The organism is Rossellomorea sp. GQ25 (assembly GCF_059758515.1).
In genome coordinates, this window is sequence record NZ_JCAXEQ010000002.1 from 742,695 (window position 1) to 766,292 (window position 23,598).

The 23,598-nt window shown below is 43.0% G+C and carries 25 protein-coding genes and 2 other annotated features; of the genes, 6 read left to right on the plus strand and 19 right to left on the minus strand.

The window, feature by feature from the left end:
- The first annotated feature begins 218 nt into the window (after nt 1-218).
- From AC6CIB_RS09505 to AC6CIB_RS09515, 3 genes are all read left to right on the plus strand, one after another.
- On the plus strand, nt 219-1,853 hold the full coding sequence (locus tag AC6CIB_RS09505) for a PTS transporter subunit IIBC (protein ID WP_498279991.1): 1,635 nt from the start codon (nt 219-221) through the stop codon (nt 1,851-1,853).
- A gap of 3 nt (nt 1,854-1,856) precedes the next feature.
- Entirely contained in the window at nt 1,857-2,660 is an 804-nt protein-coding gene (locus AC6CIB_RS09510) for an endonuclease/exonuclease/phosphatase family protein (protein WP_498279993.1), read from the plus strand.
- 406 nt (nt 2,661-3,066) lie between these two features.
- Nucleotides 3,067-4,746 (plus strand): hypothetical protein, encoded by a 1,680-nt coding sequence (locus AC6CIB_RS09515; RefSeq protein ID WP_498279995.1) that lies wholly within the window; start codon nt 3,067-3,069, stop codon nt 4,744-4,746.
- A 38-nt stretch (nt 4,747-4,784) separates the two neighbouring features.
- Here AC6CIB_RS09515 and AC6CIB_RS09520 read toward each other — a convergent pair whose 3' ends face one another.
- The 15 genes from AC6CIB_RS09520 to AC6CIB_RS09590 form a co-directional block, all read right to left on the minus strand.
- Complete coding sequence (locus AC6CIB_RS09520) at nt 4,785-5,345, minus strand: GNAT family N-acetyltransferase (RefSeq protein WP_498279997.1); 561 nt, start codon at nt 5,343-5,345, stop codon at nt 4,785-4,787.
- A 123-nt stretch (nt 5,346-5,468) separates the two neighbouring features.
- Nucleotides 5,469-5,642 (minus strand): hypothetical protein, encoded by a 174-nt coding sequence (locus AC6CIB_RS09525; RefSeq protein WP_498279999.1) that lies wholly within the window; start codon nt 5,640-5,642, stop codon nt 5,469-5,471.
- A gap of 95 nt (nt 5,643-5,737) precedes the next feature.
- Nucleotides 5,738-7,168, minus strand: a complete 1,431-nt coding sequence (gene proS, locus AC6CIB_RS09530; RefSeq protein WP_498280001.1) for a proline--tRNA ligase — start codon at nt 7,166-7,168, stop codon at nt 5,738-5,740.
- Between the two features lie 107 nt (nt 7,169-7,275).
- Nucleotides 7,276-7,480: a binding site (T-box leader), on the minus strand.
- A 46-nt stretch (nt 7,481-7,526) separates the two neighbouring features.
- Nucleotides 7,527-8,552, minus strand: a complete 1,026-nt coding sequence (locus AC6CIB_RS09535; RefSeq protein ID WP_498280003.1) for a hypothetical protein — start codon at nt 8,550-8,552, stop codon at nt 7,527-7,529.
- A gap of 23 nt (nt 8,553-8,575) precedes the next feature.
- Nucleotides 8,576-9,799: an MFS transporter gene (locus AC6CIB_RS09540; protein ID WP_498280005.1), complete on the minus strand. Its 1,224-nt coding sequence runs from the start codon at nt 9,797-9,799 to the stop codon at nt 8,576-8,578.
- A gap of 59 nt (nt 9,800-9,858) precedes the next feature.
- Nucleotides 9,859-10,110, minus strand: a binding site (T-box leader).
- Nucleotides 10,111-10,161: 51 nt separating this feature from the next.
- Nucleotides 10,162-10,794, minus strand: coding sequence for a hypothetical protein (locus AC6CIB_RS09545; RefSeq protein WP_498280007.1), 633 nt, complete (start codon nt 10,792-10,794; stop codon nt 10,162-10,164).
- Nucleotides 10,787-11,338, minus strand: a complete 552-nt coding sequence (locus tag AC6CIB_RS09550; protein ID WP_498280009.1) for a sigma-70 family RNA polymerase sigma factor — start codon at nt 11,336-11,338, stop codon at nt 10,787-10,789. Before AC6CIB_RS09550 ends, AC6CIB_RS09545 begins: the two co-directional genes overlap by 8 nt.
- 513 nt (nt 11,339-11,851) lie before the next feature.
- On the minus strand, nt 11,852-12,052 hold the full coding sequence (locus AC6CIB_RS09555) for a hypothetical protein (RefSeq protein ID WP_113968695.1): 201 nt from the start codon (nt 12,050-12,052) through the stop codon (nt 11,852-11,854).
- Between the two features lie 347 nt (nt 12,053-12,399).
- Nucleotides 12,400-13,848, minus strand: a complete 1,449-nt coding sequence (locus tag AC6CIB_RS09560; protein WP_498280011.1) for a carbon starvation CstA family protein — start codon at nt 13,846-13,848, stop codon at nt 12,400-12,402.
- A gap of 55 nt (nt 13,849-13,903) precedes the next feature.
- Nucleotides 13,904-14,074: a hypothetical protein gene (locus AC6CIB_RS09565; protein WP_498280013.1), complete on the minus strand. Its 171-nt coding sequence runs from the start codon at nt 14,072-14,074 to the stop codon at nt 13,904-13,906.
- Nucleotides 14,075-14,164: 90 nt separating this feature from the next.
- Nucleotides 14,165-14,887 (minus strand): LytR/AlgR family response regulator transcription factor, encoded by a 723-nt coding sequence (locus AC6CIB_RS09570; protein ID WP_498280015.1) that lies wholly within the window; start codon nt 14,885-14,887, stop codon nt 14,165-14,167.
- Nucleotides 14,884-16,623, minus strand: coding sequence for a LytS/YhcK type 5TM receptor domain-containing protein (locus tag AC6CIB_RS09575; protein WP_498280017.1), 1,740 nt, complete (start codon nt 16,621-16,623; stop codon nt 14,884-14,886). Before AC6CIB_RS09575 ends, AC6CIB_RS09570 begins: the two co-directional genes overlap by 4 nt.
- Nucleotides 16,624-16,741: 118 nt before the next feature.
- On the minus strand, nt 16,742-17,584 hold the full coding sequence (locus AC6CIB_RS09580) for a YihY/virulence factor BrkB family protein (protein WP_498280019.1): 843 nt from the start codon (nt 17,582-17,584) through the stop codon (nt 16,742-16,744).
- Between the two features lie 19 nt (nt 17,585-17,603).
- Nucleotides 17,604-18,023: a hypothetical protein gene (locus tag AC6CIB_RS09585; RefSeq protein WP_498280021.1), complete on the minus strand. Its 420-nt coding sequence runs from the start codon at nt 18,021-18,023 to the stop codon at nt 17,604-17,606.
- Complete coding sequence (locus AC6CIB_RS09590) at nt 18,010-18,504, minus strand: low molecular weight protein-tyrosine-phosphatase (protein ID WP_498280023.1); 495 nt, start codon at nt 18,502-18,504, stop codon at nt 18,010-18,012. Before AC6CIB_RS09590 ends, AC6CIB_RS09585 begins: the two co-directional genes overlap by 14 nt.
- 166 nt (nt 18,505-18,670) lie before the next feature.
- On the opposite strand from AC6CIB_RS09590, the gene AC6CIB_RS09595 reads away from it, so the two are divergent.
- On the plus strand, nt 18,671-18,892 hold the full coding sequence (locus tag AC6CIB_RS09595) for a DUF1128 domain-containing protein (RefSeq protein WP_044338940.1): 222 nt from the start codon (nt 18,671-18,673) through the stop codon (nt 18,890-18,892).
- An 84-nt stretch (nt 18,893-18,976) separates the two neighbouring features.
- Here AC6CIB_RS09595 and AC6CIB_RS09600 read toward each other — a convergent pair whose 3' ends face one another.
- Nucleotides 18,977-19,492: a type 1 glutamine amidotransferase domain-containing protein gene (locus AC6CIB_RS09600; protein WP_498280025.1), complete on the minus strand. Its 516-nt coding sequence runs from the start codon at nt 19,490-19,492 to the stop codon at nt 18,977-18,979.
- An 82-nt stretch (nt 19,493-19,574) separates the two neighbouring features.
- A complete protein-coding gene (locus tag AC6CIB_RS09605) occupies nt 19,575-19,838 on the minus strand; it encodes a hypothetical protein (RefSeq protein ID WP_498280027.1) in 264 nt (87 codons plus the stop codon).
- Between the two features lie 252 nt (nt 19,839-20,090).
- On the opposite strand from AC6CIB_RS09605, the gene AC6CIB_RS09610 reads away from it, so the two are divergent.
- The gene (locus tag AC6CIB_RS09610) at nt 20,091-20,285 is read left to right on the plus strand and encodes a hypothetical protein (RefSeq protein ID WP_498280029.1); all 195 of its coding nucleotides are present in this window, start codon (nt 20,091-20,093) and stop codon (nt 20,283-20,285) included.
- Between the two features lie 32 nt (nt 20,286-20,317).
- The gene (locus AC6CIB_RS09615) at nt 20,318-20,482 is read left to right on the plus strand and encodes a hypothetical protein (RefSeq protein ID WP_498280031.1); all 165 of its coding nucleotides are present in this window, start codon (nt 20,318-20,320) and stop codon (nt 20,480-20,482) included.
- Nucleotides 20,483-20,554: 72 nt separating this feature from the next.
- Here AC6CIB_RS09615 and AC6CIB_RS09620 read toward each other — a convergent pair whose 3' ends face one another.
- Together AC6CIB_RS09620 and AC6CIB_RS09625 are read right to left on the minus strand one after the other, a co-directional pair.
- Nucleotides 20,555-21,892, minus strand: a complete 1,338-nt coding sequence (locus AC6CIB_RS09620) for an APC family permease (protein WP_498280033.1) — start codon at nt 21,890-21,892, stop codon at nt 20,555-20,557.
- A gap of 189 nt (nt 21,893-22,081) precedes the next feature.
- Nucleotides 22,082-23,560: an aldehyde dehydrogenase family protein gene (locus AC6CIB_RS09625; RefSeq protein ID WP_498280557.1), complete on the minus strand. Its 1,479-nt coding sequence runs from the start codon at nt 23,558-23,560 to the stop codon at nt 22,082-22,084.
- Nucleotides 23,561-23,598: the final 38 nt, after the last annotated feature.

The following is a 23,598-nucleotide window of genomic DNA, read 5'->3' on the forward strand; positions in this document are numbered from 1 at the left end:
TTACTAAAATAATATTTTGTGGTTGCTTTCTTGAAAGGGATATCATAAAATGTGTTTAGTTAGTGCAAACGGTTGCATCTACTTTCATGTTACATAGCACTCTAAAGATGAAGACGCACCCATTAGCATTTCATTTAATCTGAAATGTAAACGCACACATGTCATTCAATGTAAGTGATATAGTCCAATAGATTGATATTAAAGGAGGAAACGGGTTTATGAAGAATTTATTGTCGTTTGATTTTTGGCAGAAGTTCGGGAAAGCATTGCTTGTAGTAGTGGCCGTCATGCCAGCTGCAGGGATCATGATTTCCATCGGTAAGTTGATTGCGATGATGGGTGGAGACATCACACTAGTGCAAACGATTGCAAGAGTTATGGAAGATATCGGTTGGGGAATTATCACCAATCTTCACATCCTGTTCGCCGTAGCCATCGGTGGCTCGTGGGCGAAAGAACGTGCGGGCGGTGCCTTCGCTGCACTGATCGCCTTCGTCCTGATTAACCGTATTACCGGAGCGATCTTCGGAGTCAATGGAGATATGCTTGGAGATCCCGAAGCAACGGTCTCTTCTCTTTTCGGACAAACGTTAATTGTTTCTGATTATTTCACATCGGTTCTTGGTGCACCTGCTTTAAACATGGGTGTATTCGTCGGAATCATCTCAGGTTTCTTAGGAGCCAATCTTTTCAACAAATATTATAACTATGATAAATTGCCAGATGCCCTTTCCTTCTTTAACGGAAAACGTTTCGTACCATTTGTCGTTATTGTAGGTTCTGTTGTAATCGCTGTCGTGATGTCCATTGTATGGCCATTCATTCAAGGGTTACTCAATGACTTCGGTCAATGGATCGCAACATCCCGTAACACAGCGCCAATCATTGCACCATTCATCTTCGGTGCGTTAGAGCGTCTATTATTACCATTCGGTTTGCATCATATGTTAACGGTTCCAATTAACTACACGGAACTCGGAGGAACATACAAAATCCTGACTGGTTCAGGTGCAGGTTCGACGGTTGCCGGACAAGATCCACTTTGGTTAGCTTGGATCGCTGACTTAAACAATTTCCTTGCTGCAGGAGATACAGAAAGCTACAAACAATTATTAAATGACGTCACACCTGCCCGCTTCAAAGTAGGTCAAATGATTTTATCCACAGCTGCCCTGATCGGTATCGCCTATGCCATGTACCGCAATGTGGATAAAGACAAGAAGAAGAAATACAAATCTATGTTCCTATCAGCTGGTTTAGCCGTATTCTTAACAGGTGTTACAGAGCCAATCGAATTCATGTTCATGTTCGCAGCCCCACTTTTATATGTTGTGTATGCCATCATGACGGGACTTGCTTTCGCGATTGTGGATATCGTCAACATCCGCGTTCACTCTTTCGGATCCATCGAACTGTTGACTCGTGTTCCGATGATCCTCAAAGCCGGCCTATGGGTTGACCTTGTGAACTTTGTGATTGCTTGTATCGTATTCTTTGGCCTTAACTTTACGGTTGCCAATTTCTTAATCAAAAAGTTCAACTTCCCGACGCCGGGTCGTAACGGAAACTACATTGAAGATGAAGCTGCAACCGGCGGCGGTTCTGTAAAAGCGGATTCCATCGCACCGAAAGTCGTTGCCATGCTTGGTGGAAAAGACAACATCGTAGACGTGGATGCATGTATGACCCGTCTTCGTGTAACAGTAAAAGACACAAGCCTTGTTGGAACTGAACAGGAATGGAAGAAAAACGGAGCATTGGGACTCATCCTGAAAGACAAAGGCGTACAAGCCATCTATGGTCCGAAAGCAGACGTCATCAAATCTGACATTCAAGATCTACTGGGAGCGTAATACATGAAATTACTCACGTTGAATTGTCACTCATGGCAAGAAGACAACCAACTCGAAAAAATCTCGATCCTGGCAAATGACATCGCGGAGAAATCCTACGATGTCATCGCCCTCCAGGAAGTCAGTCAGCTGATCGAAAGTGAACCAGTGAAGGACTTAGTTAAAAAAGACAATTTTGCCCTCGTCCTTCTTGGGGAACTGAAGAAACTCGGCGTGACAGATTACACACTCGTCTGGGACTTCGCTCATATTGGGTACGACGTGTATGAAGAAGGCGTGGCGATTTTAACGAAACACCCGGTCATAGAAGAACACCGTTTCTTCATCTCAAAAAGCCATGACCAATCTTACTGGAAAACCCGTAAGATCGTAGGGGCCACGATTTCATATGAAGAAAATCCCCTCACCTTCTACTCCTGCCACCTCGGCTGGTGGATGGACGAAGAAGAACCGTTTAAGTTTCAGGTTGACTCATTGATCGAACAAGTCACTCCTGAATCCCCCTTCTTTTTAATGGGCGACTTCAATAATAATGCATGGGTTCGTGAGGAAGGGTATGATTATCTTCTTTCAAGAGGGCTTGTGGACACATTTAATGAGGCTGTTGAACCGGACAGCGGCGTCACCGTTGAAGGGAAGATTGCTGGATGGGATGAGAATATAGTCGATTTAAGGATTGATCTTATACTGTCCAGTGAGAAAGTGGACGTTAGGTCTTCACGGGTCATCTTTAATGATGTGAATAAGCCTGTTGTATCGGATCACTTCGGGGTTGAAGTGGTTTTGGGTGACGGAGAAAGCAGCTGATCTTGGATTGGCTGCTTTTTTTTTGTATTTCGAATGGGTTTGAGTTGTTTTTGGGGCAGTTTGGGTGGGAATCGGATGAGTTTTGGGTTTTGAAGTCGTTCTTGCCGGGGTGGTTGTGGGAGCTTTGGGGTTTATCAACCGTTACAGAGATTTATCGACCGTATTTTCAATATATCCACCTTATTTTCATTTTATCGACCGTTATTTCATTTTATCAACCAAAAATACACATATATCGACCGTTCTACATTTATCGACAAAAACCAGGCCACTGTCCCCTCTCTCCCGACCGATCACTCAGTCAACACACGGGTTCCCCCCAATCCAAAAAACTAAATGAAACCTCCCCACCCCCTCATCCGTATATACACTATAAACAGAAACACAACCTTGAAAGGGGAACAATATGGTAAACATCTTATTATTTTCAGTCATTGTCGGATTGGTCATGGCCTTACTGCTCGTACCGATGGCAATTATGAAAAAGCAGAATAAAAAAGAGGGGTATCCATCATTTGCAGCACTATTCGGAGCCACCCTCCTTATCACGACTATCATTGTATTCGTCTTCTATTACATTACGAATCTCGATCAGAACTTTACAAGCATGTGGATCTTACTCATCGTTGCCGCAGGATTTGGTGCCACACTTGCAACTGGAACCGAACGAATGGTGAAGGGCGCTTTGTTCCTTGGAAGTCTCCTTGTCGGGGCTTACTTCCTAACCGCCTTTGTGTTCAACGCCGATGAGAAATTTGAATCAGCGAAAATGGACGTAAAAACGGAAATCGAAGCGTTTGATGAGAAGGAAACGCCGGCAAGCGTCCCTCCACAATTCGCCCGCAACAAGATGAAGAAAGCATTCGGTCAGGTTCCGAATACGAGTTACTATGAGCTTGGACGACTGCAGATTCAAAAGGTAAATGGTGAGTACGTCTACATTGCACCGGTTGAATTCTCCGGATTCTTCAAGTGGTTCAAGGGAGATGAAACACCTGGTTACTTCACCCTAAGTGCCACCGACTCATCATCAAACCCTAAATTCATCAAAGAAGAAATGGTCTACACACCTTCTTCTTTCTTTAATAAAAAAATCGAGCGACACATCCGCTTGAACTATCCGAAGCAAATCTTCAATGGTGATGTTCAGCTTGAGATCGATGACGAAGGAAAGCCATTCTATATTCGAACGTACGGTGAGTTCATTTCCGCACGTAACGGATTTGAAGCAAAAGGAATCGTCATGGTGGATCCAAAATCCGGTGATACCAAGTCATATAAAATCGATGAAGTCCCGACTTTCATTGACGGCGCGATTTCACCAGAAACCGTCAGCCTCCAAAACAGTTATTTCGGTAACTACGTTCAAGGATTCTGGAACAGCCGCTTCGGTAAATCAGACGTCAAGCTTCCTTCTGATGAAGGGACCGAAGCCAATGTGAGCCCTATTTTTGACGAAAATGGTGACATGTACTACTTCACCGATTTCACCTCGCCAAAAGAAGGCGTCGATTCCATGCTCGGTTACTCCTTAACGAACTCAAGAACGGGAGAAGCGACGTTCTACACAGGAAATCTTGAAGACTCCTACATGGATTCACAGGGTGCCCTGCAGATCATCCAGAAGAAATTCATCGAGAAAAAATGGGATGGCGAAATGCCGGTACTGTATAACTTCTACGGAGAAGCAAGCTGGCTGACACCAGTGCTCGATGCGAATGGTTTCTTACAAAACTACTTCATAGTCTCGGCAGCCAATCCGGAAATCTCAGCCTATGCCAACACGCCAAACCAGGCATTGAAGCAATACAAAACCGCACTTCAACGAGGTGGCGGAAGCGTTGACGGTAACTCGAAAGCTGAGGAAAAACAGACAAATGGTACAGTCGTCCGTGTCTATAAAGAAAAGACAGGTGACTACACGGTCGTATCATTCTTACTCGACAACGGCAAAAACTATATCGTCTCTTCCGAAAACAGCTTACTTGCGATCTACCTGAAGGAAAATGACAAGGTGAATGTGAAGTACATGGATACAGGGGAAGAATTCCTGCCAGTGAAAGAACTGACCATCGAAGGCTTATAATAAAAAACGATGAGGGCCCATGAGCTCTCATCGTTTTTTCATGACTCGCCTGCATTCACATAATACACCAGATTATCCGTCCACTCCCCAAACTCATAAATGAAACCTTTCCGCGTGCACTCATACTGCATGCCGACACTTTCTGCAAGGCTGATCGATGGCGCGTTATCCAGATTGATATGGGCCTCTATCCGGTGAAAATTCAATTTCACAAAAGCCAGTTGGAGAGCTGCCTTCACCGCTTCCTTTCCGTAGCCACGGTTCCAGTAGCGATTATGTATCGTGTAACCGACCCTTCCCCAGTTAAAGTTGTACCGCATCAGAGTTGAGAAGTCGATGGTCCCAATATTCGCCCCACTTTCTTTAAGAAAGATCCCTAGAATATAGACCTGGTCCCGATCAATCATCTCTTCATGCTTCTCAAGCATGTCCCGGAACCAAAACTCCGTGCACTCACTCATGTCCTGATAGCCAACGTCATATTTATGCTGGGATGGGAGCCTGTTCAGATGTTCCCTTAACCAGTTTTCATAATCCCTGTTTACGAAAGGTCTGATTACCAATCGGGGTGTTTCGATGGTTAAGTCCTTGTGCTTCATCCTTTCCCCTCCCTTTTCATTTATGCATGCTTCTATTTTTCATAGTATCAACCTGCCATTTAGAATGGTAGTCCTTTTTCAAATAAACGGAAGGCGTCCCTCTGCTGAGAAACGCCTTCAACATTACTTGTCTTTATTCCATTCTTCCTCTAATTCCTTCTCAATCTGCTCATCGGATAAGTATTCTTCATCCAACTGCTGCACATGCTCGGTGATCCGGTTTAGCTTGGAATGCACGATCCAAAGGCTGATTACCACGACTGCCATGAATAAAACAAGGATGAGTTCAAATTCCATATAATCGATGCCTCCTTTACCTATGTTTATTAATCAAACACGGGAAAAAGAAGGCTTTAGGAAGAAAAAGGACGGAAGAACCATTCTTTTGTCTCTTAATACGCTTTCGCCCAATAAACCAAATGTTTCGCATCCTTTTCACAGCACACACAAGTATCCGACACCTGCTCCTGCTCAAAGGGCATGCACCGTGATGTGGCACTCGTTTCTTCCTTGATCTTGTCTTCACAAGCCCTGTCTCCACACCACATCGCTTTGACGAATCCGCCTTTTTCCCTAACCGTCGTTTTGAATTCTTCAAACGTTTTGGCTACCGTTGTTTTTTCATCGCGATGAGCTCTCGCTTTTTCTAAGAGATTGCGTTGGATGTCTTCCAGTAGTTCAGCGACTTTCCCTTCCAGCTCTTCCATCTTGACCGTGATCTTCTCACCTGTATCACGTCTCGCTAATACCACCTGCCCGTTCTCGATGTCCCGTGGACCAACCTCCAGGCGAAGTGGGATCCCCTTCATTTCATATTCATTAAACTTCCAGCCCGGCTTTTTATCACTCGCATCGATGGCAACGCGGGCAACGTTAGCAAGCTGGCTTTTCAGATTATAGGCAAAATCAAGGACGCCTTCCTTGTGCTGGGCAATCGGCACAATCATCAGTTGAGTAGGTGCGATTCTTGGTGGAACCACCAGCCCCCGGTCATCCCCGTGCACCATGATCATGGCACCGATGATGCGGGTCGTGAATCCCCACGACGTTTGCTGCACATGCTGGAGCTTTCCATCACGGTCCGTAAATTGGATGCCGAATGCTTTCGCAAATCCGTCACCTAAATGGTGGGAAGTTCCTGATTGCAAAGCCTTCCCGTCATGCATCAGGCTTTCGATTGTATACGTATATTTGGCACCGGCAAACTTTTCTTTTTCTGTTTTTTGCCCCTTGATGACCGGAATCGCCAGCAGCTCTTCACAAAGCTCCGCATACACCTCCAGCATTTTCACCGTTTCATCATGAGCCTCCTGGTCCGTTTCATGACACGTATGCCCCTCCTGCCACAGGAATTCCAATGTTCGCAGGAATGGACGCGTGGTCTTTTCCCAGCGAACCACATTGGCCCACTGGTTATAAAGCTTAGGCAGATCACGGTAGGAATGGATGATGTTTTTGTAGTGCTCCCCGAACAATACCTCAGAAGTCGGACGCACACACAGCCGTTCCCCTAACTCCTCTTCTCCTCCATGGGTCACCCATGCTACTTCAGGCGCGAAGCCTTCGATATGATCCTTCTCTCGTTGCAGGAGGCTTTCAGGTATGAAAAGTGGCATATACACGTTTTCATGCCCTGTTTCTTTTATTTTTGCATCGAGGGCATCTTTGATATTTTCCCAAAGTGCGTACCCGTAAGGTCTGATGATCATCGACCCGCGGACGCTCGAATAATCGATCAGCTCCGCCTTCGTCACGACATCGGTATACCACTGAGCGAAGTCTTCCTCCATGCCCGTTACATCTTTTACAAATTCTTTTGCCATTTTGAGCACCTCATTTTTTAGTGGGATTGGTTATAACGGCGAAATCACACTTATATCGGCGAATCGCCCGATCGACCCGTATATAAAACAAAAAAGCCCTGCTTCTCATCAGGGACCATTTCTGGCGGTACCACCCTGATTCAAAGCAAAGCTTTACACTCATTCCATGATAACGGTATCGGACCGCTGATATCTTCATTCGATACAGAACTTAGAGGCAGGTTCAAAGGTTCATCCATAGGAGCTTTTCACCAAACCGCTCCCTCTCTGAAAAGACAAGATCCCTTTACTGATCCTCGGCAATGTTTCAGTTATTTTAGATGATTATATATAGATATGCAGAGGCTGTCAATATTTGTTACAGAGAATACATTTTCTCCATCTCCCGACTAAAGAAATCGTTCCCATTCCTCCCATCAAAATCCCCGGCTATCTCTTCCGAAATCTCACTCATCACATCAATAACAAATCCCGGACGATGGCCGGCTTCGACAAGCTTTCGGTGAAGGGTAATCGCACTCATATAAAAGTAGAACATCCCATAAGGATCCTTCCCACTATCCGCATACTCGATGTGACGCTCCAATACTTTGATTCCCCTCACAGGTTCGGTCAGGGCAAGGAACCTGATATGTTCGGAAGCTTCGACTAAAAAGTGTGGTTTATCATAAATGAAAAAGTATCCCTCTGACTGATAGTGCGAGGCTTCCTCCACCCGACCATCTTCATGATAAGGCAAGAGCAGCTTACTATAGGTCAAGTGGGGGATTTCACCACATGTCACTTCTTTTGATAATAAAAGCTTTTCAATGGGTCGGGCTTTTTCCTTTTCCCCGGTAAAATAATAATACTCAAGCTGTGTCTGGTATTCACAGGCTTCACAGTCCGAAAGGGAATCCCTTTCGGCTGCTATCCACTTTTGATAATACTCTTCCGCTTCTTCTGCAGCCCCTGTTTTCAGTGCCCGTTTATGCTGATGTTGATAAAAGGGACGCAGACTATAGCCATAACGGTCATAAGCTTCTTGAAAGTCACTGAAAAAGGCATCTAACAGTTCCGTGTCAATGCCGGGCATCTTCACCAGATGCTCCGCCATCCATTTATAAATCCAGAAGAAGCTTTCCACCCAATCCTGCAAGTTCTCTTCATTATCTAAAAAGAAGCCGTTGCACCACTCGAAATGGTCGAATAATTCCTCATACTCCCCAAGATAGTTGACGGTCCTCATGATCCCGAACCGGCAGCAAAACTCCTTATAGAGGTCCTTTTCTTTCTGCGCAATGAACAACAGATCCTCTAAACCGTTCCACTTCTCATAACTTGCTTCTTCCCGGCCCATCAACTCTTCCCACCGGTCCCAGTACTGATCAGCCGTCATCTTCATCCACTGACCCCCTTTTGTCTTTTTTATTTATTATAACATTCAGAATTACGTCTTAACTGTTTTTTCCAAGAATTCCTGGTCGAGCTTATATATAGAATCACTGTGACCCCAAGCATGATCATCGAACCCGCTGCCACAACAAATCGAATCGACACCACTTCGGCTCCCACTCCAATAAGCACCGTAGAAAGGATAACCAATATCCCTTCCAACAATCCATATATACTGCCTACCCGTCCCATGATCTCAACCGGAACTTGTTCTTGATAAAAGGTTTCAAACCCTGTCGTGGCAAAGGCCAACGCGAAGGATAAAACAGCGAATCCGATTGCCGCAAACAAGAAATCATCTGAGAAAGAATACATCAGATATCCTCCGGAAACGACCAGAGAACCAAATCCCATAAGGTGCATGTGATGGAGTTTATGGGAAAGGATCGCGTTCAGGATCGATCCCAGTACAAACCCTCCCCCTGCAATGCTTACAAGATATCCATACGTACTGTTCGAAAGGTGCAAAACCTCTTTAGAAAAGGCGGCCTCAAGGGAATCAAGCGCTGCCGTCATCACCAGCATGCTACTGAACAAGACGTACAGAACCATCACATAGGTAGCGCGCCGGCTGAATCTCCACACCTCATGCCAATCCCCTTTAATGACTTCCCATTTCGTACCACCCGTGTGAACCGGGAGTCCATCCTTAAGCTTCGGTAGAAAGAGGGTGATCACTCCTGATAAAAAGAGGGCCAGTGCATTCATATAAAGGGCAAACGTCGGTGTCCCCATCATGAACATCAGCCCGGCAATTCCCGGTCCAATGAGAAACGCTCCCGATCCGACCAGCCCCCGGAGAGCATTGAATCGCTGTCTGTTCTCTTTCGGAATAAGGGTCGTAATGTACGTCATGGACGTCGGATAAAAAACGGCACTTACCATATTGATGATCAACACAACCAAATACATCCACCAACTCGACGAGAGAAAAGGTAAGGTTCCAATCATCACGCCTCTGAAAATATCGAGACCCACCATCAGATTACGCTTGTTGACCCGGTCAATCAAGCTTCCGGCCCAGGCATTCGTCAAAAGGGCAGCCAATGGCTTCAGCACATATAATATCACCACTGACAGAGGTGATCCCCATTCATCCAATACAATCAAATTAAGGGCGATCAAATAAATCCACCCTCCGATATTCGAAATCCCGATGCCTGATATCAACAATAAGGGATACTTCCAATTGCCCATTGTTTATTCCTCCCCGCGATATGTTTTGTAAAAAAAAATCCCACCCCCAAGACGTTGATCTTGGGGGCGAGATTATCTATCGCGGTGCCACCCCAGTTCGTTAATATGTCGCCATACTAACCTTTTCGGGTACGGCCAACTGGCTTATACCCTAGCCCCATAACGGGAGCTCCCGTCACACCATCCCCTGACCCGGTTCCGATGCACTGCTCAGAGTCTTGGTTCAATACCGTCCCTCTTGCTCCTTTTCAGCTGCCGGAGCTCTCTGATAAAGAATTCAGGATATCTACTCTTCTCTTCATGGCATTTAATTGAAATTTTTATTATGGTATCATGATTGAGGAAGGAAGTAAATGGAATATTCACATCGTCAGTCTCTGTTTCAACATTTCTTCATACCCAGGCTTTCGTTTAATGATGGTGATGATAAGTTCGCGAAGTTCGTCGAGTTCCCTGGTGTCAGCTGTCGTATGGCAGTACGAATACCGGTACTCATAAAAATCATTGTTCCTTCTTATTTTCATTACGTAATTTTTAGTGGACAGTATAGTGCAGTCTTCACGGTCAGAAAGCTCTTTCTTTAAATTAAGGCTCTCTATTTTTATATAAATTTCACTCATTTCGCTTTTTGTGAAGGTTAGCGCTTTTTCCTCACCTTCTTCATTTATAATCGTGTCCGTAAAAGTACTTATGGTGGTCCCCCCATCGTAGCGGATCTCCACATCAAAGTTCGATTTATTCGTAAAATAACCACTCAGTTTCTCGCTCCCCAGTAATCCCCATTGCTCTCCCTTCACTACGGCAAACACAAATACGACGATGAAAACAATGGCGAAGCTGATCAATGGAGCATACCACCTGCGCCGATACTCTTTTTCCTGCTTCCCCCCAGCTACTCTTTTCCTTACATGATCCTTCATTTGGTTGTTAAAATCGAATCCTTGTAGTCCTTCATCCGTCATTTTTCTAACCTGTTGCTGAAGCTCCCTATCCATCCCTATGCACCCCTTTTGGATACATCTTTTGCAGTTTTTCTTTCCCTGTTTTCAAACGGGTTTTAGCCGTATTGATGTTGATCTCCAAGCACTCGGCAATTTCCGTGATTTTCAGCTCCTCGTAATAATACAAAAATAGGACTTCCCTGTATTTGATTGGCAAGGATAATAACTTGGTATGCAGCTCCCTGCCCGTTTCCTTATGTATAGTTTGAGATTCCGGCCACCGACTCCTGCTCTCCTGAATCCATTCATTAAGCTTATTTGTAAAAAACAGCTTTCTCGTCTCCCACTTCTTGAGATGATCCTTACTTTGATTGATTGCAATCCGGATAATCCACGTCTTCACCGAGGAGTCTCCCCAAAACGAATCGTACCGCTGATAAAACCTGACGAACACCTCTTGAGCGATATCTTCAGCAAGACTTTGATCCTTCACGTAGGAATAAGCGATATACAACACCTCTTTGCCGTATTCATTCATTACTTCTTCCAGAAATTCATCCTTCGACTGAGTGAATTCGCGCGCCTGGTCTACATTCAAAGGGAGATCACCTCTTTTCTAGTACTTTGACGACTGTGGAAAGGAAAAAGTTTGATTTATTTAGTAGGATTGATTTTTGAAGGGGGTTTTGGCGGGATGATGAGGTGGACTTTGGATTTATCGACTCTTATACGGATTTATCAACTCTTATACGGATTTATCAACTCTTATACGGATTTATCAACCTTTAATTGAATTTATCGACCGTATTTTCAATATATCGACCGTATTTTCAATATATCGATCACTCCTCATAAAACGACAAACTCCGCAAACTTACATAATATCGTAACTACAGGCAGAAGTCGCTCTGGACAAATTTATCTGCCATTCTTACGAATTACGTGCCATATTTCAAATTTACCTGCCGTTTTTTCATTTTATCTGCCATATTCCTGATATATCTGCCACTTTACACACATCGACAAATTTCGCAAACCCAACCGACCCCCAGCAGCAGCAGCACAAAAACAAAAAAAAGAGCACTCCCCAATTCCCGAGCGCTCTCCCCCATTAACTCCCCATCTTACGACGAGTATTGCTAGGCTTCTTCGTTTGTTGACTTTGCATGCGTTGATTGGAAGCCAGACCGCCTGTTGCTTGTTTGCCACCTGCTTGTGCTTCCTTTTTCTTTGCCAGCTGCTGCTTCATCGCTTCCTGCAGGCTGATTTTTTTCTTTTCTGGCTGTATTTGCTGATCATTATTATTTGACATAATGGAATCTCCTTTTGAGACTACTAAATTTTTGAAACTACATCTATTATAATACATCCACCACCAGAAAACATCTGCGTTCCAAATAAAAAAGCCAACCCGTAAAGGGTTGGCCGTCATTTTCTAGTGGTATCCATTCTGCCCGTTAGCAGAACCTGATGTTTTCTGCTTCGGTTTGTGCTTGCCGTTTTGCTTTGTGCCGCCGTCTTTTTTTGTTTTCTTTGTCATGTTGAATCACTCCTAATAATTAGTCGTCATCAAGAAAACTTGTGGTTTTTGAACCATTCTTATTTTGTGCCAAAAAAAGAAAAGAGTCTCCCGGTAATTACCGGAAAACTCTTTCACCATCAGGCTACTGATTGAGGAACCTCTTCGTCGACTTGAATGACCGTTCCATTGTTTAAGCGCTTTCTTAATGTGTAAATAAAGGCTAAGATTGCTGCGATGGTTACGATTGTTGCTCCCATATATGCTGTACCCATGGATAAACCAAATCCGATTGGTGCGCTCAGGATGTACGTGAATGTCACCATTGTCATGAAGATCGCTGGAATCGTTGCGACCCAGTGCGGTTTCTTTTGAAGGGCAAGATACATGGCACCTACCCAAAGAGCAATCATTGCTGTGGATTGGTTCGCCCAGGAGAAGTATCTCCATAATAGGTTAAAATCGATTCGTGTCAACACGACTGAGATCACGAACAATGGAATCGCAATCCATAAGCGGCTTGAGATTTTCACTTGTCCTACTTTGATATAGTCGGCAATGATCATACGCGCACTTCGGAATGATGTATCACCAGAAGTGATCGGAAGAATGATAACCCCAAGGATTGCCAGCGTTCCACCGATTGATCCAAGCATAAGAATCGATACTTCACTTACAACCGCTGCAGGTCCGCCTTCTTTCAAGATGGCATTCAGTTCACCAGGCTGGAATAAGCTCATCGCAGCTGCTGCCCAGATCATCGCAATGATCGCTTCTAAAATCATCATACCGTAGAAAATTTTGCGTCCGTTCTTCTCATTTTGAGTCGTTCTTGAAATGATTGGTGATTGTGTTGCATGGAACCCTGACAGTGCCCCACAAGAAATCGTCAAGAATAATAATGGGAAAATCGCTACTGATTCAGGATGCATATTCGTTAAGCTGACCTCAGGAATATCCGCCCCTGTAATCACTAATCCTGCACCGATCCCAACTGCACTCACTACAAGCAGTGCTCCGAAAAGTGGATATACTTTCCCGATGATTTTATCAATCGGTAATAGGGTTGCGACAATATAATAAATAAAGATTGCGGCGATAATGACACCTAACGAAATCCAGGCTGGCGTCAGATTCGCGATTAATGCTGCAGGTGCTGTAACGAAAACCGTACCCACCAGCACTAATAAAAGAATCGAGAATGCGTTCACCACATGCTTCATCGTCTTACCAAGGAATCGTCCGGCAAGCTCCGGCAAATGAGCTCCACCGTTACGGATCGAAATCATTCCCGTTAAGTAATCATGAACCGCTCCTGCAAAAATCGCACCGAGTACGATCCAAAGGAAGGCAACCGGCCCATAGAGCGCTCCCATGATCGGACCGAAAATGGGTCCTACACCTGCAATGTTCAACAGCTGAATCATGGAGTTTTTACCTGTCTTCATTGGAACATAATCCACTCCATCCGCTTTTGCATAAGCAGGAGTCGAACGACTTTCATTGATTCCAAAAATCTTTTCAATTAATTTTCCATATGTGAAATAACCGATAATTAATACAACAATCGAGACCAGAAATGTGACCATGCTTATGATCCCCTTTCGTTCATTTGTGAATACGCTTTCATTATAGCAATCATATTCACAGTTTCGTCACATTCTGTTTAAGATGTCGGAAATCAGGGTTGAGGTGTTCTGAACGAGGATTAACATGCAGGGAGTAAGAGATGGGTGCCGGGTACAGATGACCGATTTGGTACCTGGCACCCAAAACCAAAATTGTACCAGGTACAATGAACCGCAGATGTTCCAAGTACAAATCCCCTAATATGTACCAGGTAAAAACACTCCTTATTGTACCTGGTACAATCAAAAAAAGGTACACTCATTAAACCACACTCACCTACAACTCCAACCGCTCCCTCAATTCCTTCACATAATTCCGGCTCACCGGAATCGCCTCATCCGCTCCATGAACCTTCAACTGATACACGCCGCTCCCCCACGGGATGAGCTCCTCCACGAAGGGCAGCTGAACGAGGTAGCTTTTATGAACCCGGAAAAATGGATATGTACTGAGCTTCGATTCCAATTCCTTGATCGGCAAGCGGCACGTATACTTCTTTTTCTCCGTACAAATAAAGGTTTCCCGCTCTTCTCGGAAGATATATAGAATGTCTTTCGGGCTGATGAATACAATTTTGTCTTCATCCTGAACAGCAAGTTTCCCCACCGACGGGCTCTCGCTCTGCTCCTTCACTCCCACTTTCAATAGATTCTTCAAGCGCTCCATCGTTTGCGCGAGCTGATCTTCTTCAAATGGTTTCAATAAGTAGTCAATGGCTTCCACACGGAACGCTTTAAGGGCATAATCCGGATACGCTGTGGCAAAGACGATTTCCGGTTTGTGCTTCATTTTTTGCAAGGCTTCCGCTAAGTCGACCCCGCTCATGCCCGGCATTTCAATATCAAGAAATAAGACGTCGGGTTCTTGTGTTAAAATGATTTCCAATCCCTTTTCAGCAGAGCTTGCTTCTCCGACTACTTCCACCCATGAATAACCGCTTAATAGATGCTTCATTTCCTCCCGGCTATATGGTTCGTCATCAATAATGGCGACTTTCATTTTTTCTCACTCCTTACCATAAATTCAACGGCGGTTCCGTTTCCTATTGATGATCTGATCGATAGACCTGCTTCTTTCCCCATCATCATTTCCAATCGCTTGTTCACGTTATAGAGTCCGATACCTGTCCCGGACTGTGATTCTACCGGCTCAAGCAAAAGCTTCTCCACTCTCTCTTCATCGATCCCCGCACCGTTATCCTCAACACGAACAGTCACCTCATCACCATTCAACTCAATCGAAATCTTCAACACAAATCCTTCTTCCACATTCTTCATCCCGTGCTTAATCGCATTTTCAACAAGAGGTTGCAGGGTAATCGAAGGGACTTTCGCCTGCAGGGCATCTTCGTCAATCTCATAAACCACTTCCAGCCGGTCAAAAAACCGTGCTTCTTCAATAGCAAGATAGGCTTTTACATGCTGTCCTTCTTCTTTAAGGGTCGAGGTGGATTTCGTGCTTCCTGTCAGATTCTGACGTACAAATTGAGATAGTGAAATCAACAGGGTCCTCGCCTTATCGGGATTGATCCTCGTCAACGACACGATGACATTAATGGTATTGAACAAGAAATGCGGATTGATCTGTGCCTGCAGCGCCTTTACTTCTGACTCTTTCGCAAGCTCTTTATGGGTATCGATTTCAGCAAGCTCCAGCTGGTGGCTAAGAAGGGTTGCAATCCCCTTTGTTAATTCCATCAGGATCGGTGAGATTTCTTTTTCCGAATGAAAATAGAATTTAAGCGTTCCGACAATTTCATCCCCTTTTAAAAGAGGTGCCATGATCGCCGCTCCTAATGGACATCCATTCCGGTCACATTGAATATCCTCTCTTCCCACCTTCATGAGCTCTCCCGTTTCGATGACCCGTTTCGTCGCTTCGGTTTGAATCGGGCGCCCTTGCTGGTGATGATCCGAAGCTAGTCCGACATGAGCCAATATGTGGGAGGTGTTCGTGATCGAAACTGCCAGAGCGTTCACATCTCTCATCAGAATCTCACACGTTGCCTGTGCAGAGGCTGCATTCAATCCCTTTCGCATATATTTCACCGTGCTATCAGCCAAGCGTAATGCTTTCTGGGATTGAACCGCTCCCATCCGCTCTTCTTCATAAAAAACACTTTTAATGATCAGCAGGAAAATTCCGGTTCCGACTCCATTTGCAATGATCATCGGCCAGCCTATGTCGGAAACGAGTAAATAAGCATCATCAAATGGCTTCGATAATAGAAGAATGAGAAGCATCTGCATCCCTTCTGCCACAAAACCAACCAAAAACGCTTTTTGAGGGGAAACAAGCCTGTTCTTTTTTTCCCGCTTCCCGATCCACCCCGCCAGTAATCCCGCTAACACCGTCGAGATCCCGCACGAGAATGCCGTAAATCCGCCGAGAAAATACCGGTGGACTCCAGCGACCAATCCAGCTCCAAGTCCGATCCATGGACCACCCAGTAACCCGGCGACCACGACACCGATCACCCTGGAATTGGCAATCGCTTCATTCTGCTGAAGATGCCACTGCCATTTTGTATATTCTTCTTGAAATGGATTCACAATCAATCCTGTATATGTACCGACGATCCCGAAGAAACCAAACAGCAATATGAGGAGCAGAGTCTGGGTTTTCTTCACATGTGTCCGCTTCTCGATTAAATGACGGAAGAAACTGATCCTCGTCATCACAAAGGCTATGGTCACAATGATACCAAGCCTCTCCACCATCGCAGCTATCAACATAGGCTCCACCTCGCTTTCTATTTCACATCAAAAAGGAAGACCCCCTTAAACACGAATGTTTAATAGAATCTTCCCCTACTTGTGCCTGTACTATGTCCGGGGAGTGATTTCCCCTATTTTAACACGAATCTTTATCTTTAATCGTTACGAGTGCATTGATTTCTCCGCCGATCATAATGATGATTCCCGTTAAGTAGAACCAGATCATGAGGACGATAATCCCTCCGATGCTGCCGTATGTGGCTGAATAATTCCCAAAGCTTCCTACGTAATAAGAAAAGGCTAAGGAAGCCAATACCCATCCAAGCGTCGCAAAGATCGCTCCGGGGAACGCACTTAAGCATTTAATCCGTTTACTCGGAGCAAAGTAATATAATCCTACGAAAATGATAAAGAGAATGATGGGACTGATCGCCCAGCGAATCCCGTTCCATACCGTTAAAAATTGCTCTGAAAATCCGAATTGAGAAAATAATAATAGACCAATCTGTTTTCCGAATACCGGAAGTAAAAGAGCTACGACAAATACAAGAATCATGGCTAGTGTCAATAATATAGACATGAGACGGGTCGCAATAAATGATCTTGTTTCCTCTACATCATAGGCACGGTTTAAACTTTTCACGATGGCATTCATCCCATTGGAAGCCGACCAAATCGTGGCGATGATACTGACAGACAGTAAACCGGAATTCCGGTTAGACATGATGTCCTGAAGGGTTTCCTCGATCATGGACATCGTTTCTCCTGGTGCAAAATCCCGGACCAGACCCAGTATGTCCCCCTGATCGACGGGAAGGTATGGTAAAAGTGTTACGATGAAAATCAGCAGTGGAAAGAGCGATAAAAGAAAGTAATAGGCAATTTGCGCGGCTAGCCCCGTTACATCATTCGCACTAATATTTGAGAAAAGATTTTTAGAAAATCCTTTCCATCCTCCTTTGACCGTCTCATCCGACATGTTCTCACCTCATTTCTCGTTAATACCCCTTAAATGAAGACGCAATAGGTTGACTCTCCTCGTCCTGAGTTGTTAGTTCATTGGATATTTCCCTATCTGAAAACGTATCTTTATAAGCTTCTGAAGAGTCTTCAAAGGTTTCTTTTGTCTCCTCTATGATTTCTTTCACCTGTGGAGTCATCCCTTTGATTTCATCTACTTTTTCACTGATAAACTGAATATCCCTGCTGACTTGATCGGCTGTCGTACGTAATTTCTCATACACTTCCTTCGATGACTCGACCAATGCTTGAGGATTCTTTGAGTACGTTGAAAGATAATTCCCGCTGTTCTTTAGAGAGGCCCCCATTTCCTGTCGAGTCGTTCTATCCAGCAGAGAAAGAAGACCTCCTGCTACGGCACCTAACAAAACCCCTTTAATAAATTTATTGCTTCCCATATGTATTACCCTCCTTCAAATGATTGTCCTTTTTTATTTTTTCTAATAATTGGCTGCAGCCGGACTCCACTAAATTATACACTTCATGAAAATTCCCCGTATAGTACGGATCGGGAACATCTTTCTCCCGGCTTTCTTCCACTAAGTCCAGGAGCTTGAACACCTTTCCGTGATGATCATTATCAAGGATTTTCTTCATGTTTTGTTCATTCGAAGTGTCCATGGCAACGATGTAATCATATTTCTTATCTTTTCCATGAAATTGCCGTGCAGCCAGGCCTCCACTCTTTATATTATTTTCTCTAAGAATGGCTAAAGTTCCTTCATGAGGTTTCTTCCCAACATGCCAATCTCCCGTGCCTGCGGAGTCAACCTCAATCACGCCATCCAGATCCTCCTCTTTAACCTTTGCCCTGAAGATCGCCTCCGCCATAGGGGAGCGGCAAATATTTCCCAAACATACAAACAACACAGATACCATGAACGTACCTCTCCTAACGTTTTATCTTACCTACTCATTTCCCATTCCTTAATAGTGTAAAACATTATCCGAAAAAAATCCTTCTCGGGTAGAACTTATGTTGACAGGGTGGAGAAATCATGGAAAGATAAATGTAATGAATGCACGTTAGAAAGGACGATCCCAAATGGATTTATCTCAAAACACAACCGAAAATATTGAATTCATGGTCACTGCCATTAAAGAAAAATTAAAAATAGTCAATGCTGGTGCCGTAAAGCCTGAAGATTTCAATGAAGAAATGTATGAAGATCTCCATGACCTTTATGTAATGGTCGATCGCAAGGACAGATTCAGCCCGAGTGAAATGACTGCAATCATTGAAGAAATGGGTAACCTGCGTAAATAATATTCAACCACGATATGTAAAAAGGGGACATTCCCTCAAAGGTACAAAATACCTTGGGGAATGTCCCCTTTCATTTACTTTGTCCTATTTAGAAAGCAGCGCAAGTGATTCACGGTTGAATGCAGGAAGATCATCCGGTGTTCTGCTTGTCACAAGCTGGTTGCCGCATACGACGACTTCTTTATCCTCGTACGTCACACCTGCATATTCCATATCTACTTTAATGGACTGGAAGCCTGTCGCTTTTCGTCCTTCCAGTGCTTTTGCCGTGATTAGTAATTGTGGACCATGGCAAATCGCGAATACCGGTTTTTTCTCATCCATGAAATGCTTCGTGAATTTCACGAAACGGTCATCTGCACGCAGCTGATCCGGAGAGAAACCGCCTGGTAATAATAGGGCATCAAAGTCTGCAGGATTGACGTCTTCGATGCTTTCATCGATTTTCACCGTAGCATCGCCCTGCTTCCCTTTGACAGATTTTCCTTTTTCTTTTTCAATCGTTACAACTTCGTGACCCGCTTCTTTAAACGCTTTTTCAGGATCTGTAAATTCTACGTCTTCAAACATGTCTGTAATTAACGTTGCTATTTTAGCCATAAAATTGAAACACTCCTAGTTATCGTTTGTTTTTTATCACACATGTACTTTACCCTTCATGCATAAATTCAAACACGACTCCTTATTTATCCGTCGTGAATTGAGAAAAAATCGTGTTCCTCTGCACTTCATACACTTCTTCACCAACGATGTCATTGATGATTTGAATATTCCGGTCCACAGCCAACCCTAAGTTCGTTGCCCCTGCACCGTGAGAATGCTCCAGGCTCGTCACCGTATAGAAATGATGACCCCGGTCTGGGTTCTCTTTAAATTCCAGCTGGGATGACAGTATGCAGACAGCCACGTGGATGCTTAAACATAATCCTATTTCATCTCTAAACAACTTCCCATACGAAAATATTATTTTAGTTCTACCCGATCTATTAGGACAGGCCCGAAATCGAAATTCCAAAGAGTTCTTCATAAATTGGTGTAATTGGATTGAAAATTATACAAGATGGAACGTATATGTAATCGATAGAAGGAACAAAGCCTTCAAACTTCATAACGGAAAATTCCAACGTATTCAAAGCAGCGTATCTAAAGGTACGCTGCTTTCACTTTAATAAAATATTAAATTAGAGGGGGATTTCCCGTGACGATTACCAAACATGTTATAGATAGATTTCAAGAACGAATCACTTCTGAGATTCAAGAAGTGGTTCGTTTTTTCATTCAAGAAGAAATTCAAAAAAGTACTCAACTGTACCGTCTTAACAAAAAAGAGGGAATGCAATGGAGTGATCTACCGTGCTCGATTGCACTAATGAAGCAAATCCAATCGTCTTGACGTTATATCTCAAATAAAAGGAGGAAAACTAAATGTTAATTAGAGCATTTAAGAAATATATTGTATTGTGCGAAGGACCAGACCACAACTTATACAGGTGGAATCTAGATGTTGTCCCTGGTAAAAAAGCATGGAGGGTAATAGATGGCGCCTTTGATGAAAAGAATAAAAGGATCATACATGTTAGTCCTGACTAACATGTATGATCCTCAAAAAATAATAAAGTGCCAAAACTACCAACCATAATGCTCTAAACTAAATTCTCTATATCACATTTCCAGTTCATCAAAATCAATTTTTGGTGGTTCTTTTTTGAAAAAGTCTGTTGAAAATACCATATACACCACACCCAGCAGGGTCCAAACAAGTCCAATTATAATAGAAAATAAATCAAGGTTAGCCCATAGGTAGATAATAAAGACTAAACCAATTAGGGGACTTATCAAATTTCCTAAGGTAAATCCTAAAGTGCGTGAATCTTTAGACCTAAAATAGATTACAATTAAACATATATTAACTGAAGAAAAAGCTGTGAAGGCACCAATATTAATAATAGATGTTGCCATCGTTAAATCTAAGAAAAGTGCTGACAAAGCTAGAACCCCAATTAATAGAATGTTTGGTACTGGTGAATCAAGTCTAGGATGTAAATGTCCAAAAAAACGTTCAGGTAAGACCTGATCTCTTCCCATAGCATATAACAATCGGGAAGCACTTAATTGTGCTGCCAAACCGGAGGCAAATACTGAAAATAAAGCTCCAGCAGTGAATATTGAGAGGAATAAATTCCCACCTATGATATAGGCTATTTCAGGGGAGGCACCACTGATATCGTTAAACACAGATATATTAGGAAAAAGGGATTGCATAAAGTAGGTAACTGAGAAGAAAAAAATTCCGCCTATTGATGCAACTATTATAATAGCCCTTGGAATATTCTTTTTAGGTTCAACGGTTTCTTCAGAAAGTGTTGTTATAGCATCAAAACCTATAAAGGACAAAGCCAGTAGAGCAGCTCCTGCAAATACTCCGGAAAATTCCATATTAGAAGGGAATAGATCATTTAAAGGTATAAAGTGTTCAGGTCCTTTTGTTATTGAACGAACAGTAAGGTAAATAAAGATTGTACCAACTAAAAACTGAAATACCACGAGCAACATATTAATTGACGCTGCGAGCTTAACTCCAAAAGTATTTAAAAAACTGATAATAACAATTAGCCCAACAATCCATAACCACTCAGGCACCTGTGGTAATGCTGCTGAAAGATAAATTTTTGCAAGTAAGGCGTTAATCATTGGAAGAGCTAAATAAGCGATAAAAGTGACCCATCCCACTATAATACCCAAGTATGGATTTAAAATATTTTTTGTGTAAGTGTAAACAGAACCTGCAGTCGGATATCTTTTTACTAATTTTCCATAACTTAAAGCGGTAAAAAGAATTGCAGTAAAAAGGACAATATAAGCTGCAGGCACATGTCCTGAAGATACATCTGATGCAATGCCAAAAGTATCAAATACAGCAAAGGGCGACATATATGCGATTCCTATTGCTACCACATGAAATAAGTTTAACTTTCGTTTTAGTTTATTTGTTTCATTCATAACACCATTCCTTCAAAAAAAATGTTTATTATTTTATCGACCGATTTAATTTCGTGAAGAGTTGTCAGAATCCCTTTTTTCAAATAGTGGTATTTTGTATCCGTTTTCAAATCAGATGGTTTTATTACCGAATGATAAATTGCACCTAACAATTTCTATTTTTTATAGAAAATTGTTAGGTGAGTTCTATTAATCTAGATTTACCCAAACGCTCTTGACTTCCGTATAATTGTCTAATGCGTAGGATCCCATTTCGCGACCGAAGCCGGATTGTTTATACCCTCCAAAAGGAGCGGCAGCATTTGTTAAGTTATAGCAATTTACCCATACCGTTCCTGCTTTTAATTTTCGAGAAATGGTGTGAGCAGTTTTTAGGTTTTCTGTCCAGAGTCCTGCTGCCAATCCGTAGGGACTGGCGTTTGCCCGTCTGACAACCTCATCTACGCTGCTATAGGGCATTGTTGCAACAACAGGTCCAAAAATTTCTTCTTTAGCAATTGACATGTCATCTTTCACATTAGCAAATACTGCCGGGGTAACAAAGTAGCCTTTCTCTGACCTTTCTCCTCCAACTAGTAGGTTTGCACCTTCATCAACACCTTTATTTATATAAGAAGTTACGATGTCTTGTTGCCTCTCGGAGATAAGTGGTCCCATTTCAGTTGTTTCATCAAGTCCATTACCTAATTTAACTTTTTTCGCATAATCTACTAGTCTATCAATCACTTCATCGTATAGATGGTCTGGAATAAATACTCTTGAGCCAGCGCAACATACTTGCCCTTGGTTAACCATGATACCAGAGAAAACACCAGGGATTGCTTTATCTAAATCAGCATCAGGTAAAATAATATTTGGTGATTTTCCACCTAATTCCAAGGTTACCCGCTTCATCGTATTCGCTGCTTCTTTCATGATTGCTTGCCCTACAGGGGTAGACCCGGTAAAAGCAATTTTATTCACTTTAGGATGTTTGACAAGAGCATTTCCAGCCGTTTTCCCAAATCCATTAATAATGTTTATGACTCCTTTAGGGAATCCAGCTTCCTCTATCAGTTTGGCTAAATATAAGGCAGACAAAGGTGTTTGTTCAGCAGGTTTTAAAATAATGGTACAACCAGTCGCCAGAGCCGGTGCTATTTTCCAAATAGCCATCTGAATTGGAAAATTCCAAGGGATAATTTGTCCAACAACACCTACAGGCTCATGTTGTGTATAGTTTAGAAAAGAACGAGAAATAGGGATTGTTTGTCCTGTCACTTTTGTTGCCCATCCAGCATAATACCTAAGATTCTCGATAGCATTTGGTAAGTCACCATTCACCATCTCATTAATAGATTTACCATTATCTAATGTATCTAGTTGAGCTAGAACATCAAAATCTCGTTCTAATAAATCAGCTAATTTATTAATTAATTTCGATCTATCATACCCACTCATTTTCGGCCAAAGTCCCTCGTCAAAAGCTTTTGACGCAGCCTCAACTGCTATGTCAACATCTATTTCGCTCGCCTCATGAATAATTGCTAGAACTTCTCCAGTAGCAGGGTTTATGGTATTAAATGTGTTCCCTTTGACGGATTCAACCTCTTTACCATAAATAAATAATCTTTTTGGTTCTTTTAAAAATTCAATCACTTTCGGGTGTAATTTCAGTGCGTTATCTATCACAGTGAACCTCCTATTCAAAATTTGTATTCTATTAT